Here is a 21522-nt window from a genome sequence, read left to right on the forward strand (position 1 = left end):
ATACAACATTTTGTGCTTCGAGCACGGCAATAGACGATCAATCAAGTACGTAGGGCTTGATTTTTTATTGCACCGGCATAAAAAACGAAGATTTTTATGTAAGTTTGTAGTAATAAAGGTCATTCCTGATATGACAATCAATTATAAAGGAACATATAAAGAATTGATGCAATCGTTGTTGGGCATTTTCAGACAAAGACCTGATATCAGATTATCGTCATTGCGTGCCGGTTTGTGTTTTGGCAGTTTTCTTTGTCTGTGGGCTTGTCTGGCTTTCAAGTTGAGCGGAGCGCCTTTTTATGCTGGAAATAATATAATTGGTCTTATGGGATTGTGTGGTGTCGCAGGTGCATTGACGGCTTCAATAGTAGGACGCTATGTACGTATATTGGGAGTTAAGAGACTGAATTACATAGGCTGCAGCGTAATAATTGTTTCTTGGGCAATAATGTTTTTCTTCCAGAATACCTATACCGGTTTTATTGTTGGTATAATGCTCATGGATGTAGGTATGCAGTGTGTACAGTTGAGCAATCAGACGTATGTCCTGACTTCAGTTCCAAATGCTTCGAACAGGGTTAATACGATTTTCATGACTACATATTTTATTGGTGGCGCCTTGGGAACTTTCCTTGCAGGATTTTTCTGGCATTATCTGCAGTGGACTGGAGTTGTGATAGTCGGTATTTCTCTGACTATGGTCTCATTGTTGATAACCCGTTTTGCAAAGGTTTTGCAATAGTATTGCAAACAATGTCTTTACGCCCTAAGAATCAAGTTCATTTGATTTTGTTGGCAAATCCGTATAAAAGAATTACATTTGCAATGTAAAAGATATATACAACATGGGAAAAGGTAAACTGGCTAAATTTGCTGATATGGCGGAATATCCGCATGTGTTTGAATATCCGTACTCAGTGGTGGATGAAGTGAACTTCGAAATGAAGGGAAACTGGAACCGTGATTTCTTTAAAAATGATAATCCTATCGTTTTGGAGTTAGGTTGCGGGAGAGGTGAATATACTGTAGGACTTGCAAGAAGATATTCCGACAAGAATTTTATAGGAGTTGACATAAAAGGCGCGCGCATGTGGACAGGAGCTACGGAAGCTCTTAACGAAGGACTTAAAAATGCGGCTTTTCTACGTACTAATATTGAGATAATAGACCGTTTCTTCGCTCCTGGTGAGGTAAGTGAAATATGGCTTACTTTTTCCGACCCACAGATGAAGAAAGCTACGAAGCGTCTTACATCTACTTATTTTATGGAAAGATACAGGAAATTCCTTGTTCCAGGCGGAATAGTACATCTGAAGACTGACAGTAATTTCATGTTTACATATACCAAATACATGATAGAGGCAAATAATCTCCCTGTGGAGTTTATTACAGATGATCTTTATCATTCCGGAATGGATGATGACATTCTAAGTATTCGGACATATTACGAGCAACAGTGGCTGGACAGAGGACTAAACATCAAATACATAAAATTCAGATTACCTCAGGAAGGTGAATTGAAGGAGCCTGATGTAGAAATTGAACTTGACGATTACAGAAGTTATAACCGCAGTAAAAGAAGTGGATTGAAGACCAGTAAATAAATCAGACCTGATTTGCTTGGCATTAACTTCATAACTTCTTTAACTTCAAAAATATACTTACGAATAAAAAATAAATATATGACACTATATCCAAAATTAATTCTTGACGCGCTTTCAACAGTGCGTTATCCGGGAAACGGAAAAAATATTGTTGAGGCAGAAATGGTTGCCGACAATCTTCGTATTGACGGAATGAAAGTCAGCTTTTCCATTATATTCGAAAAACCGACAGATCCGTTCATGAAGTCTGTGGTGAAATCGGCTGAAACTGCTATCCATACATACGTATCAAAAGATGTTGAAGTTACGATAACAACTGAGAGCAGGCAGGCGGCTCGTCCTGAACCTGGGAAATTACTCCCTCAGGTTAAGAATGTGATAGCTGTATCATCAGGCAAGGGTGGTGTAGGTAAGTCAACTGTAGCAGCAAACCTGGCTGTAGCACTTTCTAAGTTGGGATATAAAGTAGGATTGCTTGATGCTGATATTTTCGGTCCGTCGGTTCCTAAGATGTTCCAGGTTGAAGATGCGCGTCCATACGCTGAAGAGGTGGGAGGACGTGATTTGATTGTACCGGTGGAAAAATATGGCATAGAACTGTTGTCAATAGGATTCTTTGTAAGTCCTGAACAGGCTACGTTGTGGCGCGGTGCTATGGCAAGCAATGCCTTGAAGCAGCTCGTTGGTGATGCAAAATGGGGAGAACTTGATTATTTTGTGCTTGACACTCCTCCTGGAACAAGCGATATCCACCTTACTTTGTTGCAGAACCTGGCTATAACTGGTGCCGTGATAGTAAGCACACCCCAGGAAGTAGCATTAGCTGATGCCCGTAAAGGTATTAACATGTACCAGAATGATAAGGTTAATGTACCTATTCTTGGATTGGTTGAGAACATGGCATGGTTTACTCCTGCCGAACTTCCGGAAAACAAATATTATCTTTTCGGCAAGGAAGGAACAAAGAGACTTGCTGAAGAGCTTAATGTTCCTTTGTTGGGTCAGATTCCTATCGTACAGAGTATATGTGAAGGAGGAGACAATGGTACCCCTGTTGCTCTTAATGAGGATTCTATAACAGGTCAGGCATTTATAGAACTTGCCAGAAACGTGGTGGAACAGACAGAGAAACGTAACGCCGAGATGGCTCCTACACAGATAGTTCAGACACACAAATAATAAATTGGTCTTATGATGAATGATGAAATTAAAAAGGCATGCGAAGTCATGTATAAAGGTGGAGTAATCCTATATCCTACAGATACAGTGTGGGGTATAGGTTGCGACGCGACAAATGAAGAAGCGGTAAAGAAGGTGTTTGAGATAAAACGCAGGGCGGACAGCAAGGCTATGCTGGTGTTGGTGGACAGTCCTGTAAAGGTGGAATCATACGTAAGCGATGTGCCAAGTGTGGCATGGGATCTTATTGACATGACAACCAAGCCGCTTACAATAATTTATGACGGAGCCAGAAATCTTGCTCCAAATCTTATTGCCGAAGACGGTAGCATAGGCATAAGAGTTACTTCAGAAGAATTCTCAAAACAGCTTTGTTTCAGATTCAAGAAGGCTATTGTGTCAACATCTGCCAATATCAGCGGACAACCTGCTCCAGCTGTGTTCAGCGAGATAAGCGATGAAATCAAGAATGCTGTTGACTATATTGTTGACTATAGAAGAGATGAGACTGGACCAGCCAAACCATCAAGCATAATCAAGCTTGGTAAGGGAGGCGTTGTGAAGGTTATCCGAGAGTAGTATATTAAAATTTGCTGGAGATGAAGACTAAGGAAAAATTTTCTTTTTTGCAGAGTTTTCTAAAGTGGAGAGAAAAGCATATCACCGATAAGCAGTTCATACTCATACTTAGTTTCCTGGTAGGTATCTTTACTGCTCTGGCTGCTTTTGTCCTTAAGTTCCTTGTGGAATACATAAAGGAATTCCTTACTGAAAACTTCGATACCACAGGAGCCAACTGGCTCTACCTTGTTTATCCTGTTGTCGGAATATTTATTACCGGATTGTTTATCCGATATATAGTACGTGACGACATCAGTCATGGTGTGACAAAGATTCTTTATGCCATATCGCGTCGTCAGAGCAGGATTAAGGGACATAATGTATGGTCGTCCGTTTGTGCGTCTGCAATAACCATCGGTTTCGGTGGATCAGTAGGAGCTGAGGCGCCTATTGTCCTCACAGGGTCTGCCATAGGCTCAAATCTTGGAAGTATGTTCCGTATGGATCATAAAACACTTATGCTTTTGCTTGGATGTGGTGCTGCAGGAGCTGTATCAGGTATTTTTAAGGCTCCAATTGCCGGACTTGTGTTTACTCTTGAAGTACTGATGTTCGACCTGACAATGGCTTCACTGTTGCCATTGCTTATTTCAAGTGTTACAGCAGCCTGCATGTCATATCTTCTTACAGGTACTGAAGCAATGTTCCAGTTTCACCTGGATTATCCATTCGCTCTCGAACGTATTCCTTACGCCATTGTTTTGGGAATATTCTGCGGTTTGATTGCGTGGTATTTCACACGTTCAATGAACTGGATAGAGAATATATTCAGGCGTTTTGCCAGTCCTTATTCAAAGTTTGTGCTTGGAGGTATAATGCTGAGTGTTCTGATATTCCTCTTTCCGCCTCTCTACGGTGAAGGTTATGACACTATCTCGCTTTTGCTTAACGGAACATCCAGTGCCGAATGGGATACGGTGATGAACAATTCTTTGTTTTACGGACACAGTGGTCTGTTGGTGCTGTATCTTTTTCTGATAATATTATTCAAGGTTTTTGCTTCGAGCGCTACTAACGGAGGTGGAGGATGCGGCGGTATATTTGCTCCAAGTCTTTTCTTGGGATGTATTGCCGGATTTGTATTTTCTCATGTGTGCAATGAGTTTAGCATAGGAGATACATATATACCTGAAAAGAATTTCGCACTGATGGGTATGGCAGGACTTATGTCCGGAGTGATGCATGCTCCGCTTACAGGGGTATTCCTTATTGCCGAACTTACCGGAGGGTACGGATTGTTCCTTCCGCTTATGATAGTATCGGTTTTTGCTTACCTTACTATAAAAGTATTTGAGCCACATAGCATATATTCAATGCGTCTGGCTAAAAAAGGTGAACTTATCACACATCACAAGGATAAGGCAGTGCTTACGATGATGAATATAGAGAGCATTATGGAGACTGATTTCCTTACTGTCAAACCTGAAATGGACCTCGGCCAGATGGTTAAGGTGATTTCAAAGTCAAGTAGGAATATGTTTCCTGTGGTAGATGTCAATGACGAGCTTATCGGCATTGTCAATCTTGATGATATAAGGAATATAATGTTCAGGCAGGAACTTTATCACAGATATACAGTGGAAAGTTTCATGACAGTTCCAAAGGCGAAACTTGTCACTACTGACTCAATGGAAGAGGTGATGGAAAAATTTGATACCACAAATGCATGGAATCTTCCGGTTGTGGATGAAGATAATAAATATAAAGGATTTGTCTCAAAGTCGAAGATGCTGAACACATACCGTCAGGTACTTGTTGACTTTTCGGCCGAATAAGTTATAATTATGGATAAGAAAGATTTACGTATAGTATATATGGGAACGCCTGAGTTTGCGGTGGAAAGCTTGCGCAGACTTGTGGAAGGCGGATATAATGTAGTAGCTGTAATAACTATGCCTGACAAACCTATGGGGCGTCACGGCAGTGTGCTTCAACCCAGTCCTGTAAAGCAATATGCCGTATCGCAGGGATTGAAAGTATTGCAGCCTGAAAAGCTCAAGGATGAGGCTTTTGTTTCCGAACTTCGTGACTTGAAGGCAGACTTGCAGATTGTAGTAGCCTTCAGAATGTTGCCTGAAGTAGTATGGAACATGCCTCCTATGGGTACATTCAATCTGCACGCATCGTTGTTGCCCCAATATAGAGGTGCGGCTCCTATAAATTGGGCTGTGATAAACGGTGATACAGAAACAGGAATAACAACATTCTTCCTGAAACATGAGATAGACACAGGTGAGATTATAGACCAGGTAAGAGTGCCTATCGCTGATACAGACAATGTGGAAGTGGTATATGACAAGCTGATGATGCTTGGAGGAGATTTGGTGCTCAAGACTGTAGATGCGATTCTCGAAGGTAATGTAAAGACTACTCCACAAGAAGACCTTGTAAAGGTGGAAGAATTGCGCCCTGCACCGAAGATATTCAAGGAAACCTGTCGTATAGACTGGAATGCCGGAGTGAAGAAGGTTTATGATTTCGTGAGAGGTCTGTCTCCATATCCTGCAGCATGGACTGAACTACATCAGGGCGATTCAGCTCCAGTCATGCTGAAGATATATGAAACAGAAAAGATATTCTGTGACCATGATTGTAAGCCCGGAACCATAGTTACAGACAATAAGACCTATCTGCATGTCGCTTCAACAGACGGATATGTCAATGTATTGTCATTGCAGTTGGCCGGAAAGAAGAGAATGCCCGTAGCCGATTTCCTGCGTGGATTTCATGCTTCTGACGTTACTGTCCTGGTTTGATGTCTGTTTGCTGACTTTAATTTCGGATTTTGTATTGGTGGCACTCTGATATGAAATTTTGAATCCTTTTACGTTTTCGTTGTCGTATTCAGGAATACTTGACAGAGTGAACGATACCACTCCCCAATAAAGTCTGTCACCATAATCGGAATTACTGTTGTGTCTTAATTCCACATTAATAAATCCCTCATTGTCTATGCCCGTGTTTTCTGTAAGAAGCAGGCTTATGCGATGAGGGGTTGTTTCGTTATAGCCGGTTATATTAAACTCCAAATTTAAGTGTTCATCACTTATATAGGCATTGGTAACCTGAATCGGGTCATTGCCGAATTTATCAATATTTCCTGAGGCAGATACCCGCATGTCGTCTGCTTTTTTTGTAAGTACCTTATATAAATAATATATGGTAACTTCCTTTCCTGAATTTTCCTTTGAATTTTTGTTTTCTGTGTCCGGGAAATTGACATTCAGCAGAACCCTTTGTCCTACGCTGTCAGCATCGTTACGTGTTATTATTTCAGGGTTATTAGGAATCAGTTTGCCATATACGTCAGAATTTATTGCAATTCCGTCCAGTTCGCATACAGTTCCCATAGTAGAGTGAAGTTCCGGATATTGTTCATTATCCAGACAGGCAGACATACATGTTCCGATGAAGCATAATGATATTATGCGTGTGATTGTTTTTCTGATTTTCATATTGCATCAAATTGTAAATCTTTGATTTATAAATGTCGGGTGCAGTACATTACTGCATAGTGACGTGTTAAAAAATAAGAATAGAAAAAAATTATGTTACATAATGCAGTATTTTTGTTCCGAATCCATTTAACTATTGAATAACAATTCCAGTATGACCGAAGAAGAAATAGCTTTAAAATGTACAGAGGCTGACCCTTATGCCCGTAAGAGACTATACGAGATTTACGGAGGGCAGTTGTTGGCTATATGTCTTCGGTATATCGGAGACCGGGATACCGCCCAGGATGTATTTCATGACGGCATTATTAAAATATTCCAGTCAATAGGTCAGTTCAAGTTTTTGGGGGACGGTTCGCTCAAGGCATGGCTGTCGAGGGTAATGGTTAACGAGGCTTTAGGTTTTCTGAGGAAAAAGAACTTGCAGATGCAGCAGGAAACGTTGGTAGAACAATTACCTGATACGCAGATTGATGATGACGGAGATGTAAATACCATCCCTAAAAAAGAATTGATGAGAATGATAAGTGAATTGCCTGATGGGTACAGAACAGTTTTCAATCTGTTTGTTTTTGAGGAAAAAAGTCATAAGGAGATAGCTTCACTATTAGGTATATCCGAACACACATCCTCATCACAGTACTTTAGGGCCAAGACGTTGTTAATGAAAAAAATAAATGAATACAGGAAGAGCTTATGAAAGATAATAGAGAAAAATGGATTGACGATATTCGTAACCGTATAGAAGACTATTCGGAACCTCTCCCTGTAGGTCTTTGGGAGAAGATTGAGGCAGATATTCCTTCGGCAAAAGTAATACCTTTGTGGCGAAGATGGCAGTCGGTAGCTGCTGCGGCAGTCGCTGTTGTCGGAGTATCGACTTTGTCGTTATGGTATTGGAGCTCTGATAAATATGTCAATCAGGCCAATAATGCTGAGATATTGAATGCTGTGAAGCCTGCTACTGTAATTGACGCTCAACCATTAATGTCCGATAATATTGAGAATGAAATATCCGACAGTGGAAACCGGCTTGCATATAATGCAACTGAGGTAACTACAGATAGTAGGACTATTGATTTTGCTCCTGTTAATGATGTCATTTTAATGAATACAGTTGCGGAAGAGGAAGTGTCGGAGAACAATTATGCGGTGACTGAAGTAGATGATGACCGTTCGAAGGAGAAAAGGATAAATATGATGAAAGCAGACAGGGAGACAGCAAAGCGTAATGCTGCCTATTTGGCAATGTCTGTCGAGAAAGATAATAAGGACAGTAAAATACAGTTTGGAGTCATGACAGGGAATATTCCGTATTCATCTTCCAACAGTTTTAGTGGTATGTCAAGGCTATCAACCTTAAAGAAAGTAAATTCAAATCCCAATAATGCTGTAGCCGGAGAAATATCAGATGCTACAGCGTCTTATACTCAGGTGTTGTTCAATAACATTGGTAAGGAAACCTATACAGACGTCAAGCATCATATTCCTGTTACGGTTGGAGCGTCCTTGAAATGGAATTTGAATGACAAATGGGCTGTTGAGACCGGCTTGAACTATACTTATCTTTATTCGGAATTGAAATCTGGCGCCCAGTCGTATATTGAAGACAGACAAAAACTGCATTATGTAGGTATTCCGCTAAAGGTTCATCGTACGATATGGGATAATAGTACATTCAATTTTTATGCTTCTTTAGGTGGAATGATTGAAAAATGTGTATCCGGAACTGTAGAAACGGTTTATGCTGAAGAAGGTAACGTGAAAAGTTCGGAAAATGAAAAAATAGATGAAAAGCCGCTGCAATTCTCGGCTTTGGCATCTGTGGGAATACAGGCGAATTTCAATAAATGGCTAAGCATCTATTTTGAACCCGGTATGGCTTATTATTTCGATGATAACACAGAACTTCTGACTATAAGGAAAGACAAACCTTTTAATTTCAATATGCAGTTGGGACTGAGATTTAATCTTGGCAAATAATTCAGTTCATACTGTCCCCGTTGTTTAAACAGTGTTTAAATACTGCTTAAATACCATTTAAATACTGTTTAAACGTCTTTCATAAAAATATTCGCTACTCTTTATCTTTTATTTAGGAAAAGAATTCATATCTTTGTTCTTGTACTAATCTATAATAGTCCTGAAATGAATAAAGTATTGATTTCTCCATCTCTGCTTTCGGCAAACTTCGGTTGTCTGAAAGACGATTTGGACAAGATAAACCGCAGTGAAGCTGACTGGTTGCATATAGATATTATGGATGGAGTGTTTGTTCCTAATATCTCATTTGGATTTCCTGTTCTTGAATATGTTGCTAAACTTTGCAACAAACCGCTTGATGTTCATCTTATGATTGTACAGCCTGAAAAATTTATTAATGAAGTAAAGGCTTTAGGTTCTATGATGATGAATGTTCATTATGAAACGTGTCCACATCTGCATCGTGTAATCCAGCAAATAAAGGATAATGGAATGAATGCGGGGGTTACTCTTAATCCGGCTACTCCGGTGTCTGTACTGTCTGATGTCATCGCAGACCTCGATATGGTGCTTCTGATGAGTGTAAATCCTGGATTCGGTGGCCAGAAATTCATTCCAAATACTTTGAAAAAAGTGCGCCAGCTACGTCAAATGATAGAAGAATCAGGTTCCGGTGCGTTGATAGAGATTGACGGAGGCGTTAATCTGGAAACAGGCAAACAGCTTGTTGAGGCAGGTGCTGATGTATTGGTTGCAGGTAGTGCCGTATTTAAGGCGCCTGATATGATTGATATGATTCATAAAATGAAAAACTTATAAAAGAAAGGATTGGAGAATAAATCCCATTTAGTTGACTATACGTTATTCCGGTTGGCTGTTTTTATGGCTGCCGGAATTTTTTTCTTCGACAGCTTTCTGCCGGACATGTCGGTATGGCCATTACTTTGTGTCCTATTCGTTTCTCTTTTTATATTGCTTTTGTCTTCTATATTGAAATTCAGGAAGAACTTTCTTAACTATTCCATTGGATTTGTTATATCTGCATGTTTTTTCCTGATTGGAGGTATATTGGTTATTTTGGAAAGAAACAATATTGAATATGAATGGGACAACAGTAAATCTTGCTATTACGGGGTAGTGGAGACCTCTCCTGAGGTGAAAGGCAAAACATTGTGTTCCGAAGTAAAAGTTGAGGCTGGAATATCCCCTAAAGGTGATGTCTCTGAAGTTATAGACCGCAATATTCTCTTATATTTCATTCCTGATTCTTCGGCATACATACCGCGGTGTGGAGACAATATCGTTTTTTATTCCTCAATTTCTAAACCGGTATCCGACTCGGAGTTCATGGGTTTCGATTATTCCAGATATCTTTTTACAAAAGGAATTTCCGGAACAGCTTTTGCTTTTTCCGGTAACTGGAAGGCGGTCGATGTTGAACACCCCAGTTCCATAAGGCATACTGCATTGAGATGCAGGGAGGCTGTGTCGGGTATATTCAGAAGTTGGGAAATGGATGATGATGTACTGGCTGTAGTTTCCGCATTGACTATAGGCGACAAGAGTGAACTAACACAGGAGTTAAAGGCGGTATATAGTGCTGCCGGAACAAGTCATGTTCTTGCACTATCTGGACTACACGTAGGAATATTGTCAGGAATTCTTTATCTGTTGTTGTGGCCTCTCAGAAAGGTCAAGCGGGGCAGGATTATACAGTCGTTTGTCGTGGCTGCTGCTTTATGGATTTTTGCGTTTATATCAGGTTTGAGTCCTTCGGTTGTAAGGGCAGTAACCATGTGTACGCTTTATCTTGTGGCATCCGTTCTTGTTGAGAATGGTTTCTGCGGATTTTTCTCTTTATCTCTTACAGCATTCATAATGCTGTTGTACAATCCTTTGTATCTTTTTGATATAAGCTTCCAGCTTTCATTCATAGCAGTGCTGTCGATAATTTTATTTTTCCCGGTAATATCTGTATGGGTAAAGAGCGGAAACAGGATAATAGGATATGTTTGGAATGTGATATCTGTTTCCATAGCGGCGCAGTTGGGAACATTGCCTCTCATATTATATTATTTCGGAACATTCCCGACTTATTTTCTCATGGCAAATCTTTTGGTCGCTCCTTTGGCTATAATAATCCTTTCGCTTACACTGGCGTCGCTCTTATTGTCGTTTATACCGGTAGTAGGAGAAATTTGCATTTCGTTGTTGGAAATGTTTACAATGTTTCTTAACTCTTCCATGCAGTTTGTCCAGAGTATCCGTGGAGCACAAATAACCTCTGTCTATTTCAATGAATTACAGGTTTTGCTCGCTTTCATGTTTCTTGCGTCATTATATATGTTTTTCAGAAAACGGTGTGCCGCATGGTTGATAAAAGTATTTTCCATTGTATGTCTGTTGGCTATGGTAGAAGTCTATAAAATGCGTACTCAAGAAGGTCCGTCATTGTTTTTTGCCCGATCCGATCTGTACATCAGGAATGGGAAAGAGCTTGAGTCTGTTTCGTCCGATTATGGACTTCATGAAATAAACGGAGTGAAAGTAGGAGTTATGAAGTCGGCTTACTGGAAGAATATCTGTCTGACCGGTGAAACGAAACTTGCATCACTGGATTATGTGTATATATGTAGAGGTTTCAGTGGGAATATCACACATTTGTTAACCCTGTTCGATATAAAAAATGTTGTAATTGACGGTGCTGTGAGCGAACGTTATCGTGAGTTTCTGAAGGAAGAGTGTGTGAGGTTGAACATCAGATGTATTGAAAATTCCGCTCAAGCTTCTTATAGAATACTTCTGTAAATAGAAAAAAAAGAGTACATTTGCCAATAATTTAACACAAACAATCGAATATGCTGTCAAAGATAATCTTACAAGCGAACATTGACAAAGTAGAAACTTACTTCGAGAAGGCTGATAAAATAGTGATAGTAACCCATGTGTCGCCCGATGGTGATGCGTTGGGCTCTTCATTAGGGCTTTATCATTTTCTTCTGGGTATGGAGAAGAATGTTCACGTAATAGTTCCCAATGCTTTTCCTGAGTTCTTGAGGTGGATGCCTGGAGCCAAAGACATTATACGATATGATAAGTATTCTGAATTTGCAGATCAGCTTATTGCGGATGCCGACGTTATCTGTTGTCTTGATTTCAATGCTTTGTCGAGAATAGATGCTGTGGCTAAACCAGTGGCCGAATCGCAGGGACGAAAAGTGATGATAGACCATCATCTTAATCCTGAACCGTTCTGTAAGATTACAATTTCTCATCCTAATATATCTTCTACTTCAGAACTTGTGTTCCGTCTGATATGCCGTCTGGGATGTTTTGACGACATAACATACGAAGGAGCCCAGTGTATCTATACCGGAATGATGACTGATACCGGTGGATTTACTTACAATTCGAATGACCGTGAGATTTATTTCATCATCAGCGAACTTCTTTCCAAGGGAATTGACAAGGATGATATCTATCGCAAAGTGTTCAATACATATTCTGAGGGCCGTCTTCGTCTGATGGGCTATGTATTGTACGAAAAAATGGAAGTCTTTCCCCAGTTCCGTTCAGCGCTGATATGGCTTACTAAGGATGAACAGAAAAAGTTTCAGTATGTAAAGGGCGATACAGAAGGTTTCGTCAATATCCCTCTTCAGATGAAAGGCGTTTGTTTCTCTGTATTCCTGCGCGAGGATACTGAGAAGAATATGATAAAGGTGTCATTACGTTCTGTTGGTAATTTCCCGTGCAATAAGGTGGCTGCAGAGTTCTTTAACGGTGGTGGACATCTGAATGCTTCGGGAGGAGAGTTTTACGGAACCATGGACGAGGCGATAGGATTGTTCAAGCAGGCACTTGTAAAATATGAGGATTTGTTGCTTAAGAACTGATTTTGAGTATCTTTTTCTACAAAATTAACTATTACATCGACTAATTAAGTATAGGGGTAAAGATAGTTTTATTACTTTTGCCCCGTAAATTTTTTTAATAATGAAGAAACTATTCTATTTATCAGTATTGGTATATGCATTGTCTTTCAGTTTTCAGAGCTGTAATAACGGAAAGACGTATGCCGAAATGAAGGAAGAAGAGGCCGATGCCATCAACAAGTTTATTCTGGAGAATGATATAAAGGTTATCTCTGAAAAAGAATTCATAGAGAATGATACTATGACTGCCGAAAACGAGTTTGTATTGTTCGACAAGAGCGGTGTTTACATGAACATACAGTATCGTGGCGATGGTGAGATTCTCAAGGAAGGAAGGTATAATATTTCATCTCGGTTTATGGAAATCAGTATTATGGATGTTGCTGATTTTAGTATAAGTGCTGGTGATACATTGTTGTATAATACAAACTCACCGTATTCTGAAAATTTCCTTGTAACTGTGGGGTCATCAGGATCTTATTCAGCATCTTTTACCGATGTTGCGCAAAGTGAGATGTATCTTAGGTATGAAACATCTGCTGTTCCGTCTGGTTGGCTTGTTCCTCTTGCTTACTTGAAGCTGAAATCATACATATCAGCTCCACCTTCAGAAAAAATTGCACGCGTAAAATTAATTGTACCGCATAGTGAAGGTACATATTATGCACAAAGATATGTATATCCTTGTTATTATGAAATAACTTACGATTTGAACTAATAGAGCTATGACACTAATAAAATCAATTTCCGGTATCCGTGGTACTATCGGTGGCCAGGCCGGTGAAGGACTTAATCCGTTGGATATTGTGAAGTTTACTTCAGCATACGCTACGCTGATTCGTAAAACTACAACAGTAAAAAGTAATAAAATCGTCGTAGGACGAGACGCACGTATCTCCGGCGAAATGGTGAAAAACGTAGTTTGCGGCACTCTTATGGGGATGGGATTTGATGTCGTGAACATCGGTCTCGCCTCTACTCCTACTACTGAGCTTGCCGTTACTATGGAGGGTGCTTGCGGTGGTATCATCCTAACTGCAAGCCATAACCCAAGACAGTGGAACGCTCTTAAACTTCTGAACGAGCACGGAGAATTCTTGAATGCTGCCGAAGGTAACGAAGTGTTGCGCATTGCAGCTGCCGAAGAATTTACTTTTGCCGACATAGACAATCTTGGTAAATATACAGAAAACAATACATATAACCAGCGTCACATTGACAGCGTTTTGGCTTTGAAACTTGTTGACGTTGAGGCTATCCGTAAGGCTAACTTCCGTGTGGCTATAGATTGCGTGAACTCTGTAGGTGGTATCATCCTTCCTCAGTTGCTCGAACAGTTGGGCGTTCAGCATGTAGAAAAACTATACTGCGAGCCTACAGGTGACTTCCAGCACAACCCGGAACCTCTTGAAAAGAACTTGGGTGACATCATGGGTCTAATGAAGAAAGGTGGAAACGATGTAGCTTTCGTGGTTGACCCTGACGTTGACCGTCTGGCAATCATCAGCGAAGACGGTTCAATGTACGGTGAGGAATATACACTGGTAACTGTGGCCGACTATGTGTTGAAACATACTCCAGGAAATACAGTTTCAAACCTTAGCTCTACTCGTGCTTTACGTGACGTTACTCGCAAATATGGTATGGAATACAATGCTGCTGCTGTAGGTGAGGTGAATGTAGTAACCAAGATGAAGGATACAAACGCTGTGATAGGTGGTGAGGGTAATGGTGGAGTTATTTATCCAGAATCACACTACGGACGCGACGCACTTGTCGGTATAGCATTGTTCCTGAGCCATCTGGCTCACGAAGGCAAGAAAGTTACAGAACTTCGTGCCACTTATCCTGAATACTTTATAGCAAAGAACCGCATCGACCTTACTCCTGAAACAGATGTTGATGCTATCCTGCTTAAGGTTAAGGAAATGTACAAGAATGAAGAAATCAACGACATCGACGGTGTGAAGATTGATTTCCCTGATAAGTGGGTTCATTTGCGCAAGAGTAACACTGAACCTATCATCCGTGTTTATTCTGAGGCTTCTACTATGGAGGCTGCCGACGAACTCGGTAAACAGATTATGGATATAGTATATAGCTTGGCTAAGTAATATCAATTACTGTATATATAAAAGCTCCATCGGTTTGCATCAGCCGATGGAGCTTTTTTTCAATCCACCCAAAGCATATCGCTCATTATGCCGTCTGATATGAAAATCCCGTTTTGAGTCAGTTTCAGGATGTTGTCCTTTATTTCAAGTGTTCCCTGACTGATGTGTGGTTTTGCCATTTTCAGACAATAGTCGTACAGCTCGTCTCCGAATTCAGTTTTAAGCCTTTCCAAAGGCATTCCCCATACTGTACGGATTGTGGTAATCACGAAATCATTGTAACGGGTGTATAAATCCAGTTCTTCTATTTCGGATATATTCAATCCGTTGTTTATTCCGTCTATGTATTTTTCCAGCGATGATATGTTCCATTGCCTTGAATGTCCGTCGTATGAATGGGCTGACGGTCCGCATCCAAGGTATTTTATTCCGGTCCAATAACTTGAGTTATGACGTGAGTGCATTCCTGGACGGCAGAAATTTGAAATCTCGTAATGCGCATATCCGCTTTCTTTCAGGCGTGTGATAAGTGTTTCAAACAGAGTATTGCTAAGGTCTTCATCAGCTTCGCTCACTTTGTTTTCTTCTTTCAGACGGTATAACTGTGTGCCTTCTTCATATATAAGATGGTAGGCTGAGATATGTTCCGGTGTCAGCGATATGGCTGTATCAAGATCTCTCTTCCATGTTTCCATACTTTCGCCCGGCAGTCCGTACATCAGATCTATGCTGATATTCCGGAATCCTGCATTTCGGCATCTGCGAAAAGCATTTATTGCCTGCTGAGCGTTGTGCCGTCTTTTCAGAAGAGATAGAATATCATCGTTGAAGGTCTGTATTCCCATGCTCAGACGGTTAAACGGGAGAGTGGAAAGCATACTCACATATTCATCGGAAAGGTCATCGGGATTAGCCTCTATGGTGATTTCCGCTTCCGGATTTACATTATAATTATGATATATAGTATTGAAAATACTTATGAAATCATCTTTTTCCAGTTGGGACGGTGTCCCTCCACCGAGGTATATGGTGTCTATGATTTCACTACCGAGATAATTTTTCCTTTCGGCAATCTCCTTGCATAGTGCCTGAATATAGTCGTTTTTCTTTTCAGATGCAGTAGTTGAGAAGAAGTCGCAGTATATGCATCTTCTTTTGCAGAACGGTATGTGTATGTATATTCCTGCCATTTATATCCTATATATCCTATTATCGTTAAGACTTTATGCAAAGGTACGAAATTTCTGAATTATAGTATTGTCTGTATGAAAAGAGTATTCTGTGCTGAAAAGTTCTTGTAAAAGAAAAGTCTATTTCTATAAATATAATTTCTTTATTTATAAAAATAGATTGTATTTATAAAAGTATAAGTTGTATTTATGTAAATATAAGTTGTATTTATAGATATTGTGAGGGCGTTGATATCTTTTTCTACTGTAATAATATATTTTATTTACAGAAACCTGACATATTGTTTTTACTAATGGGTAAAGTGAGACTCTCTGAAATTTTGTGGTGAAATTCCTGAATGACGCTTGAAGAATTTGCTGAACGATGCCTGGTCGGCAAAGTTAAGTTTATAAGTGATTTGCTGGATACTTAAATCCGTTGAGCTAAGCAGGTTTCTGGCTTCACTGTAAATCAATTCAAAGATAAATGCATTTACGGTTTTCCCTGTTTGGGCTTTTACTATTCTTGTCAGATATTGCGGAGTTATGTTCATTGATTTTGCGTAGAAAGAGACGTTGTGTTCTTCCTTGAAATTGTTCATAAGCAGAGTGATGAAGCCCTGAAGTTTCATTCTGTTTCTTGGTATTGATGCAACACAGCTTTCATCTTTTTCCGATTTTAGGTTTTTGGTTTCAAGTATGTTGTCAAGTTCAAGATAAAATCTGACAAGCGAGTTCTGTATAATTTCCAGATGATAGCGATGGCCGTTTCTTGCCATCTGGGTACTGATGTTCTCTATACATCCGACTAATATGTCCGATTCTTGAGGTGACAGCTCGAAAATGGGATTGCTGTAAGTGTTTATACTGATGGCTATGCGTTGCCTTAAATTGAACATTCCTATTTTGTCGATGAAATCTTTGTGCATGCACAGGAATATACACTTGAAGTCGGCAGAGAGGTCATGAAAATAAGTGAGATGTAGTGGCGACAATATGCACAGCTTATTGGGCGAAAGGCTGAAAACGTTCTCATCGACAGACACTTTGGCATGTCCCTCTATTACCAGTGCATAAGAGAAGGCATTCACATAGACAGGAAGATTTCCCGAAATGTAGAATTCCTTAGGATTGTTAGAAACAAAGACACCTATTTCACCTTTATATGCAATACCTTTCTTTAGACGCAGTATCTCCTGTATGTTAACTATCTGATAATGTTTCATAATATGCTTATATATTCATCGTTGCAAAGATAATTATAATTGAACTTTTACGGATGGTTTTTCCGGTTTTGTTTCAAATAAGACAAATAGCTTCATGATTCAGACATCAGCCGAAAACGTAAAAAGCCCGATCTTTGCACCGATAATTATGAGTAGGTAAATATCTAATAAAGATAACAGTGTTTATATGATTAAAAGTAATCGGAATTGTATTAATGGTTTTCTATTCGCAGGAATATTAAACTGTTTGGGATGTATGTCTGCGGCTGCACAGCCGAAGGTAATCGGAATAGACGAACTGTTTGAGCTTGCTGACGCGAACAGTAAGAGCATTAAGGTGCACAATCTGGCTGTGGCAGAAGCCGTCCAGGCAGTAAAGGTTTCAAAAAATGACAGATTGCCTTCCATCGAAGCGAGCCTGTCCTTCAGTTATATCGGCGACGGATGGATGAGCGACAGAGATTTTTCTAATGGAATGAAGGCCGAGATGCCTCATTTTGGGAATAATTTTGCCTTTAAGGTCACTCAGGCTGTCTATACAGGAGGAGCCATTTCTACAGGGATAGAGATGAGCGAACTTCAGAAGCAGGTTGCCGACGCCGAGCTTGATAATGACAAACAGAACATTCGTTTTATGCTTGTAGGCCATTATCTGGACTTGTATCAGCTGAACAATCAGAGAAAGGTGTATCAGAAGAATATCGAGCAGACCAAACTGCTTATCGAGGAAATTGAGTCGGCTTTCGAGCATGGAACAGCATTGAAAAGTGATATCACAAGATATGAACTGCAATTGAAAAATCTCGAACTGGGACTTACGAATGTTTTGAACCGGATAAAGATTCTCAACCGCGAACTGGTTACTACGATAGGTCTTGATACAAATGTGGAAATAATACCTGATACTACACTGTTTGCAATGGGACTTGATAAAAAGAGCGAGCTTCACTGGCAGGAAGAACGCATGAATACTCCGGTGCTGAAGCTGGCCAACCTTGGCGTCGAGCTTAGCGAAAGGCAGCAGGATATGGTTCGTGCCGAAAGAAGACCGACAATAGGACTCATGGCTTCGAACAATTTCGATGGTCCTATTCTCATCGAGGTTCCGCCAATAAACAAGAACTTCAATTATTGGTTTGTTGGAGTAAACGTGACGTATAAGTTTGATTCGCTGTTCAAGAACAACAAGAAGCTGAAGCAAGCCAAGCTTGCGACTCTAAAAGCCCGTGAAAACCAACTCCTTGTGGACGAAAAGCTTTCGAACGGTGTAAATGCCGCTTATATTAATCTGGATGAGGCTTATACCAGACTTGACTCGAAAGAGAAAAGCGTACAGCTGGCGCATGAAAATTATGATGTGGTGCATAGCAGATACATCAACGGACTGTCGCTCGTGACTGACATGCTCGATGCAAGCAATATTCAGTTGAGCAGCGAGCTGGAACTTGCCAATGCGCAGGTAGGCATATTATACCAGTATTTTCTGCTGAAGAAAACAGTCGGTACATTATAAATTAATATGGCATTCGGATAAAAACAATAAAAATACAGAAATCATAATAATATAGAAAGAACTATGGCTAATATAAAAAGAAACAGACTAATATCTAATATCGTTCTTACAGTAGTGATTGTTTTGGGGATTGTTTGGGTGTGCAGCCATTTCGTACATTTGGGTAATGTGGAATACACTGACAACGCACAGGTAAAGCAGCATATAACTCCGATAAACACACGTGTTCCGGGATTTATAAAGAAAATCTATTTTGAAGAATATCAGGAAGTGCATAAGGGGGATACTCTTCTGGTTATAGAAGATTCTGAATATCTGTTGCGTCTTGCTCAGGCTGAGGCCAATTATCAGAATGCTTTGGTGGGTAAGGATGCAATGCACACCACTATCAATACTACGCAGAATAATATTCTTGTTACTGATGCGGGTATCAAGGAAGCTCAGGTAAGACTGAAAAATGCCGAGGCTGACTATAAGAGATATTCCGAGATGATAAAGAAAAATGCTGTGACAGCACAACAGTTTGACAGAGTGAAAACAGAATACGAAGCTGCAAAGGCAAGATATGAGCAGGTTACACGTCAGAAACAGTCAACTTCGCTTGTCAAGCAGGAGCAGACACAAAGACTGCAGCAGAACGAAGCCGCTATCAAAGTGGCTGAGGCGGAATTGAATCTGGCCAAACTTAATCTTTCATATACGGTTATTGTGGCAACAACTGACGGTATGACAGGCAGAAAGAATATCCACGAAGGGCAGTTGGTGCAGCCAGGACAGACAATGGTGACTCTTATAGACAATACTGAAAAGTGGGTTATTGCAAACTACAAAGAGACTCAGACATCGGTAATGGAGAATGGCCAGGAAGTTGACATAGAGGTTGACGCCGTGCCGGGGGTGAAGTTCCGTGGAGTGGTATCATCCATTTCGGATGCTACAGGAGCTTCAATGTCGCTCATGCCTCAGGACAACTCGGCAGGTAACTTCGTGAAAGTGGAACAGCGCATTCCTGTGAGAATAGAATTTACTTCAGAGAATAAAGAAGAAGACTTGAAGCGTCTTCGCGCAGGTATGAATGTAGAATGTAAAGTAAGATATTGATATGGCAGGGCCAAATATTCCGACACGTGTCATGATGTTCCGTGACTTTGTCCCTGACAGGATACGTGTCTTTCTATGTTTACTTTTTGCTTTAATATTCCAGTTCAGTGGTGGTATATACCTGTCGTCTGTATCACAGATGGTAGGTTCTACCGCCCTGATGCAGGAAGACATCATGATGGCGGGCTATGCTTCTTTTGTTGGAATGACAGTGGTTTTTCCCATATTGTTCCGTTTGAAATTCAGATTTACAACACGCAGTATTCTGCTGTTTATATGTCCGTCGCTTATTCTGTGTAATATAATTACGATGTACACGGAAAGTCTGCCTGTACTTGTTATATTCTGTTTTATTGCAGGTGTGTTACGAATGTGGGGAACATTCGAGGCTTTATCGAATGTGCAGTTGAGTATTACTCCTACACGGGATTTCGCGGTGTTTTTCCCTGTAGTGTATATGATAGTTTTAGGAAGTATCCAACTGTCTGGACTCGCAACAGTATATTTGGGATATTGGGCAAACTGGAAATATATGCATCTGTTCATTATAGGTCTGCTGCTGATTATGTGGGCTCTTGTAGCCATGCTTACACATCATTTCCGCTTTATGAAACCTATGCCGCTATTCGGTATAGACTGGTTGGGGGGAGCATTATGGTCGATATTCCTACTGTCGCTGATTTTTGTTTTCGAATACGGAAAGTTTTACGACTGGTACGATTCATGGCAGATAGTGATAGGCACTGTAATAGCTGTCGTTTCCTTGGCTATGAGCATACACCGTATGCTGGTAATGCGACATCCTTACATCGAACTGGAAGCCTTTAAGTATAAGAACCTTTCATCTTTGTTATTCCTGTTTCTTATACTTTGTTTCTTTTTGGCATCACCGAATGTGCTGCAGAATATATTTACAGGCTCCATTCTGAAATACGATGTATTGAACTCAGTATCGCTCAACTGGTGGAATTTCGCAGGGACTGTGATAGGATGTATATTTGCATTCGTATGGCATGCAAAACTTCACGGGAGATATAAACTGCCTGTGTTTCTTGGCTTTGCCCTGATAGTAGGCTATAAGTGTATCATGTATTTCATCATAGACCCTAACATGAATATCGAATGGCTGTATCTGCCTACAATGCTTAGGGGAGCAGGATATATAATACTGTATATATCTCTGACTGTATATGTTACCGGTATAGTGCCTTTCCAGCATTTCTTCCAGGTACTGTCTATCTTGGGATTCGTACGAACTGGGTTCGGTTCGGTAATGGGAAGTGCCATATATAGCAGAGTAATGCAATATATTGTTCCGGAGAACTTTCAGACGATTTCAATTGAACTTGACTCTGTCAATACGGCTATAAACGGCAGTAGTTTTGTAGCGGTTTATGGTGAAGCGATGAAACAGACCATTCTTGTAAGTCTGAAGGAAATGTATGGCTGGGTTTGTATAGTAGGTGTCTTGTTTTTGGCATTGATTCTTTTCGAGAAGTTTCTGAACAGAAATATTGTTGGAAGGCTGCCGCGTATTCGTCGTATTAAGCAAATCATGAAACGCCGGTAAATTAAAATGATTTAAGTCACTTTTTCCATTGTCAAGGTGAAAACTCTGTCTA

The 21522-nt window shown here is 40.3% G+C and carries 19 protein-coding genes; 16 read left to right on the top strand and 3 right to left on the bottom strand.

Features of this window, described 5'->3' with window-relative positions:
• The 6 genes from H6A27_RS09905 to fmt form a co-directional block, all read left to right on the top strand.
• Nucleotides 1–742, top strand: a 742-nt coding sequence (locus H6A27_RS09905; RefSeq protein WP_338083601.1) for an MFS transporter, incomplete at its 5' end; no start/stop codon positions are given.
• A gap of 103 nt (nucleotides 743–845) precedes the next feature.
• On the top strand, nucleotides 846–1604 hold the full coding sequence (gene trmB / locus H6A27_RS09910; RefSeq protein WP_154044638.1) for a tRNA (guanosine(46)-N7)-methyltransferase TrmB: 759 nt from the start codon (nucleotides 846–848) through the stop codon (nucleotides 1602–1604).
• 78 nt (nucleotides 1605–1682) lie between these two features.
• Complete coding sequence (locus H6A27_RS09915; protein WP_204402004.1) at nucleotides 1683–2783, top strand: Mrp/NBP35 family ATP-binding protein; 1101 nt, start codon at nucleotides 1683–1685, stop codon at nucleotides 2781–2783.
• Between the two features lie 15 nt (nucleotides 2784–2798).
• Nucleotides 2799–3362: an L-threonylcarbamoyladenylate synthase gene (locus H6A27_RS09920; RefSeq protein ID WP_204402073.1), complete on the top strand. Its 564-nt coding sequence runs from the start codon at nucleotides 2799–2801 to the stop codon at nucleotides 3360–3362.
• 20 nt (nucleotides 3363–3382) lie between these two features.
• The gene (locus H6A27_RS09925; RefSeq protein WP_204402002.1) at nucleotides 3383–5179 is read left to right on the top strand and encodes a chloride channel protein; all 1797 of its coding nucleotides are present in this window, start codon (nucleotides 3383–3385) and stop codon (nucleotides 5177–5179) included.
• 9 nt (nucleotides 5180–5188) lie between these two features.
• Nucleotides 5189–6160 carry a methionyl-tRNA formyltransferase gene (fmt, locus tag H6A27_RS09930; protein WP_204508570.1) on the top strand — a complete coding sequence of 324 codons (972 nt, stop codon included), beginning with the start codon at nucleotides 5189–5191 and terminating at the stop codon, nucleotides 6158–6160.
• Here the strand turns inward: fmt and H6A27_RS09935 are convergent.
• Nucleotides 6074–6859 carry a NigD1/NigD2 family lipoprotein gene (locus tag H6A27_RS09935; protein WP_204508571.1) on the bottom strand — a complete coding sequence of 262 codons (786 nt, stop codon included), beginning with the start codon at nucleotides 6857–6859 and terminating at the stop codon, nucleotides 6074–6076. The genes fmt and H6A27_RS09935 overlap by 87 nt on opposite strands.
• A 154-nt stretch (nucleotides 6860–7013) precedes the next feature.
• On the opposite strand from H6A27_RS09935, the gene H6A27_RS09940 reads away from it, so the two are divergent.
• The 7 genes from H6A27_RS09940 to glmM all read left to right on the top strand — a co-directional run bounded on the left by H6A27_RS09940 (nucleotide 7014) and on the right by glmM (nucleotide 14891).
• Complete coding sequence (locus tag H6A27_RS09940) at nucleotides 7014–7559, top strand: RNA polymerase sigma factor (RefSeq protein ID WP_204401996.1); 546 nt, start codon at nucleotides 7014–7016, stop codon at nucleotides 7557–7559.
• Nucleotides 7556–8842 carry an outer membrane beta-barrel protein gene (locus tag H6A27_RS09945; protein ID WP_204508572.1) on the top strand — a complete coding sequence of 429 codons (1287 nt, stop codon included), beginning with the start codon at nucleotides 7556–7558 and terminating at the stop codon, nucleotides 8840–8842. Before H6A27_RS09940 ends, H6A27_RS09945 begins: the two co-directional genes overlap by 4 nt.
• A 165-nt stretch (nucleotides 8843–9007) precedes the next feature.
• On the top strand, nucleotides 9008–9661 hold the full coding sequence (gene rpe, locus H6A27_RS09950) for a ribulose-phosphate 3-epimerase (protein ID WP_204508573.1): 654 nt from the start codon (nucleotides 9008–9010) through the stop codon (nucleotides 9659–9661).
• Between the two features lie 9 nt (nucleotides 9662–9670).
• Nucleotides 9671–11650, top strand: coding sequence for a ComEC/Rec2 family competence protein (locus H6A27_RS09955; RefSeq protein WP_204508574.1), 1980 nt, complete (start codon nucleotides 9671–9673; stop codon nucleotides 11648–11650).
• A gap of 50 nt (nucleotides 11651–11700) precedes the next feature.
• On the top strand, nucleotides 11701–12738 hold the full coding sequence (locus H6A27_RS09960; protein ID WP_204401988.1) for a DHH family phosphoesterase: 1038 nt from the start codon (nucleotides 11701–11703) through the stop codon (nucleotides 12736–12738).
• 100 nt (nucleotides 12739–12838) lie between these two features.
• A complete protein-coding gene (locus H6A27_RS09965) occupies nucleotides 12839–13495 on the top strand; it encodes a BamK family beta-barrel-assembly machinery protein (protein ID WP_204401986.1) in 657 nt (218 codons plus the stop codon).
• 7 nt (nucleotides 13496–13502) lie between these two features.
• Nucleotides 13503–14891, top strand: a complete 1389-nt coding sequence (gene glmM / locus H6A27_RS09970; RefSeq protein WP_204508575.1) for a phosphoglucosamine mutase — start codon at nucleotides 13503–13505, stop codon at nucleotides 14889–14891.
• Nucleotides 14892–14950: 59 nt separating this feature from the next.
• Here glmM and hemW read toward each other — a convergent pair whose 3' ends face one another.
• Both hemW and H6A27_RS09980 read right to left on the bottom strand, forming a co-directional pair.
• Nucleotides 14951–16081 carry a radical SAM family heme chaperone HemW gene (gene hemW / locus H6A27_RS09975; RefSeq protein WP_204508576.1) on the bottom strand — a complete coding sequence of 377 codons (1131 nt, stop codon included), beginning with the start codon at nucleotides 16079–16081 and terminating at the stop codon, nucleotides 14951–14953.
• Between the two features lie 290 nt (nucleotides 16082–16371).
• Complete coding sequence (locus H6A27_RS09980) at nucleotides 16372–17286, bottom strand: helix-turn-helix domain-containing protein (protein ID WP_204508577.1); 915 nt, start codon at nucleotides 17284–17286, stop codon at nucleotides 16372–16374.
• A gap of 187 nt (nucleotides 17287–17473) precedes the next feature.
• Here H6A27_RS09980 and H6A27_RS09985 point away from each other — a divergent pair, with 187 nt between their 5' ends.
• The 3 genes from H6A27_RS09985 to H6A27_RS09995 all read left to right on the top strand — a co-directional run bounded on the left by H6A27_RS09985 (nucleotide 17474) and on the right by H6A27_RS09995 (nucleotide 21470).
• Complete coding sequence (locus tag H6A27_RS09985; protein WP_204508578.1) at nucleotides 17474–18799, top strand: TolC family protein; 1326 nt, start codon at nucleotides 17474–17476, stop codon at nucleotides 18797–18799.
• Nucleotides 18800–18862: 63 nt separating this feature from the next.
• Entirely contained in the window at nucleotides 18863–19900 is a 1038-nt protein-coding gene (locus tag H6A27_RS09990) for an HlyD family secretion protein (RefSeq protein ID WP_204401977.1), read from the top strand.
• A gap of 1 nt (nucleotide 19901) precedes the next feature.
• Nucleotides 19902–21470, top strand: coding sequence for an efflux MFS transporter permease (locus H6A27_RS09995; protein ID WP_204508579.1), 1569 nt, complete (start codon nucleotides 19902–19904; stop codon nucleotides 21468–21470).
• Nucleotides 21471–21522 lie beyond the last annotated feature (52 nt).

The sequence above is a fragment of the Bacteroides caecigallinarum genome, from assembly GCF_016902295.1.
Taxonomy (GTDB): domain Bacteria; phylum Bacteroidota; class Bacteroidia; order Bacteroidales; family Bacteroidaceae; genus Phocaeicola; species Phocaeicola caecigallinarum_A.

Coding starts and splice junctions, on each gene's coding strand:
- fmt (WP_204508570.1), top strand. CDS start 5,189: ATGGATAAGAAAGATTTACGTATAGTATATATGGGAACGCCTGAGTTT.
- H6A27_RS09995 (WP_204508579.1), top strand. CDS start 19,902: ATGGCAGGGCCAAATATTCCGACACGTGTCATGATGTTCCGTGACTTT.
- glmM (WP_204508575.1), top strand. CDS start 13,503: ATGACACTAATAAAATCAATTTCCGGTATCCGTGGTACTATCGGTGGC.
- H6A27_RS09990 (WP_204401977.1), top strand. CDS start 18,863: ATGGCTAATATAAAAAGAAACAGACTAATATCTAATATCGTTCTTACA.
- H6A27_RS09920 (WP_204402073.1), top strand. CDS start 2,799: ATGAATGATGAAATTAAAAAGGCATGCGAAGTCATGTATAAAGGTGGA.
- rpe (WP_204508573.1), top strand. CDS start 9,008: ATGAATAAAGTATTGATTTCTCCATCTCTGCTTTCGGCAAACTTCGGT.
- H6A27_RS09925 (WP_204402002.1), top strand. CDS start 3,383: ATGAAGACTAAGGAAAAATTTTCTTTTTTGCAGAGTTTTCTAAAGTGG.
- H6A27_RS09960 (WP_204401988.1), top strand. CDS start 11,701: ATGCTGTCAAAGATAATCTTACAAGCGAACATTGACAAAGTAGAAACT.
- H6A27_RS09980 (WP_204508577.1), bottom strand. CDS start 17,286: ATGAAACATTATCAGATAGTTAACATACAGGAGATACTGCGTCTAAAG.
- trmB (WP_154044638.1), top strand. CDS start 846: ATGGGAAAAGGTAAACTGGCTAAATTTGCTGATATGGCGGAATATCCG.
- H6A27_RS09965 (WP_204401986.1), top strand. CDS start 12,839: ATGAAGAAACTATTCTATTTATCAGTATTGGTATATGCATTGTCTTTC.
- H6A27_RS09945 (WP_204508572.1), top strand. CDS start 7,556: ATGAAAGATAATAGAGAAAAATGGATTGACGATATTCGTAACCGTATA.
- hemW (WP_204508576.1), bottom strand. CDS start 16,081: ATGGCAGGAATATACATACACATACCGTTCTGCAAAAGAAGATGCATA.
- H6A27_RS09940 (WP_204401996.1), top strand. CDS start 7,014: ATGACCGAAGAAGAAATAGCTTTAAAATGTACAGAGGCTGACCCTTAT.
- H6A27_RS09985 (WP_204508578.1), top strand. CDS start 17,474: ATGATTAAAAGTAATCGGAATTGTATTAATGGTTTTCTATTCGCAGGA.
- H6A27_RS09915 (WP_204402004.1), top strand. CDS start 1,683: ATGACACTATATCCAAAATTAATTCTTGACGCGCTTTCAACAGTGCGT.
- H6A27_RS09935 (WP_204508571.1), bottom strand. CDS start 6,859: ATGAAAATCAGAAAAACAATCACACGCATAATATCATTATGCTTCATC.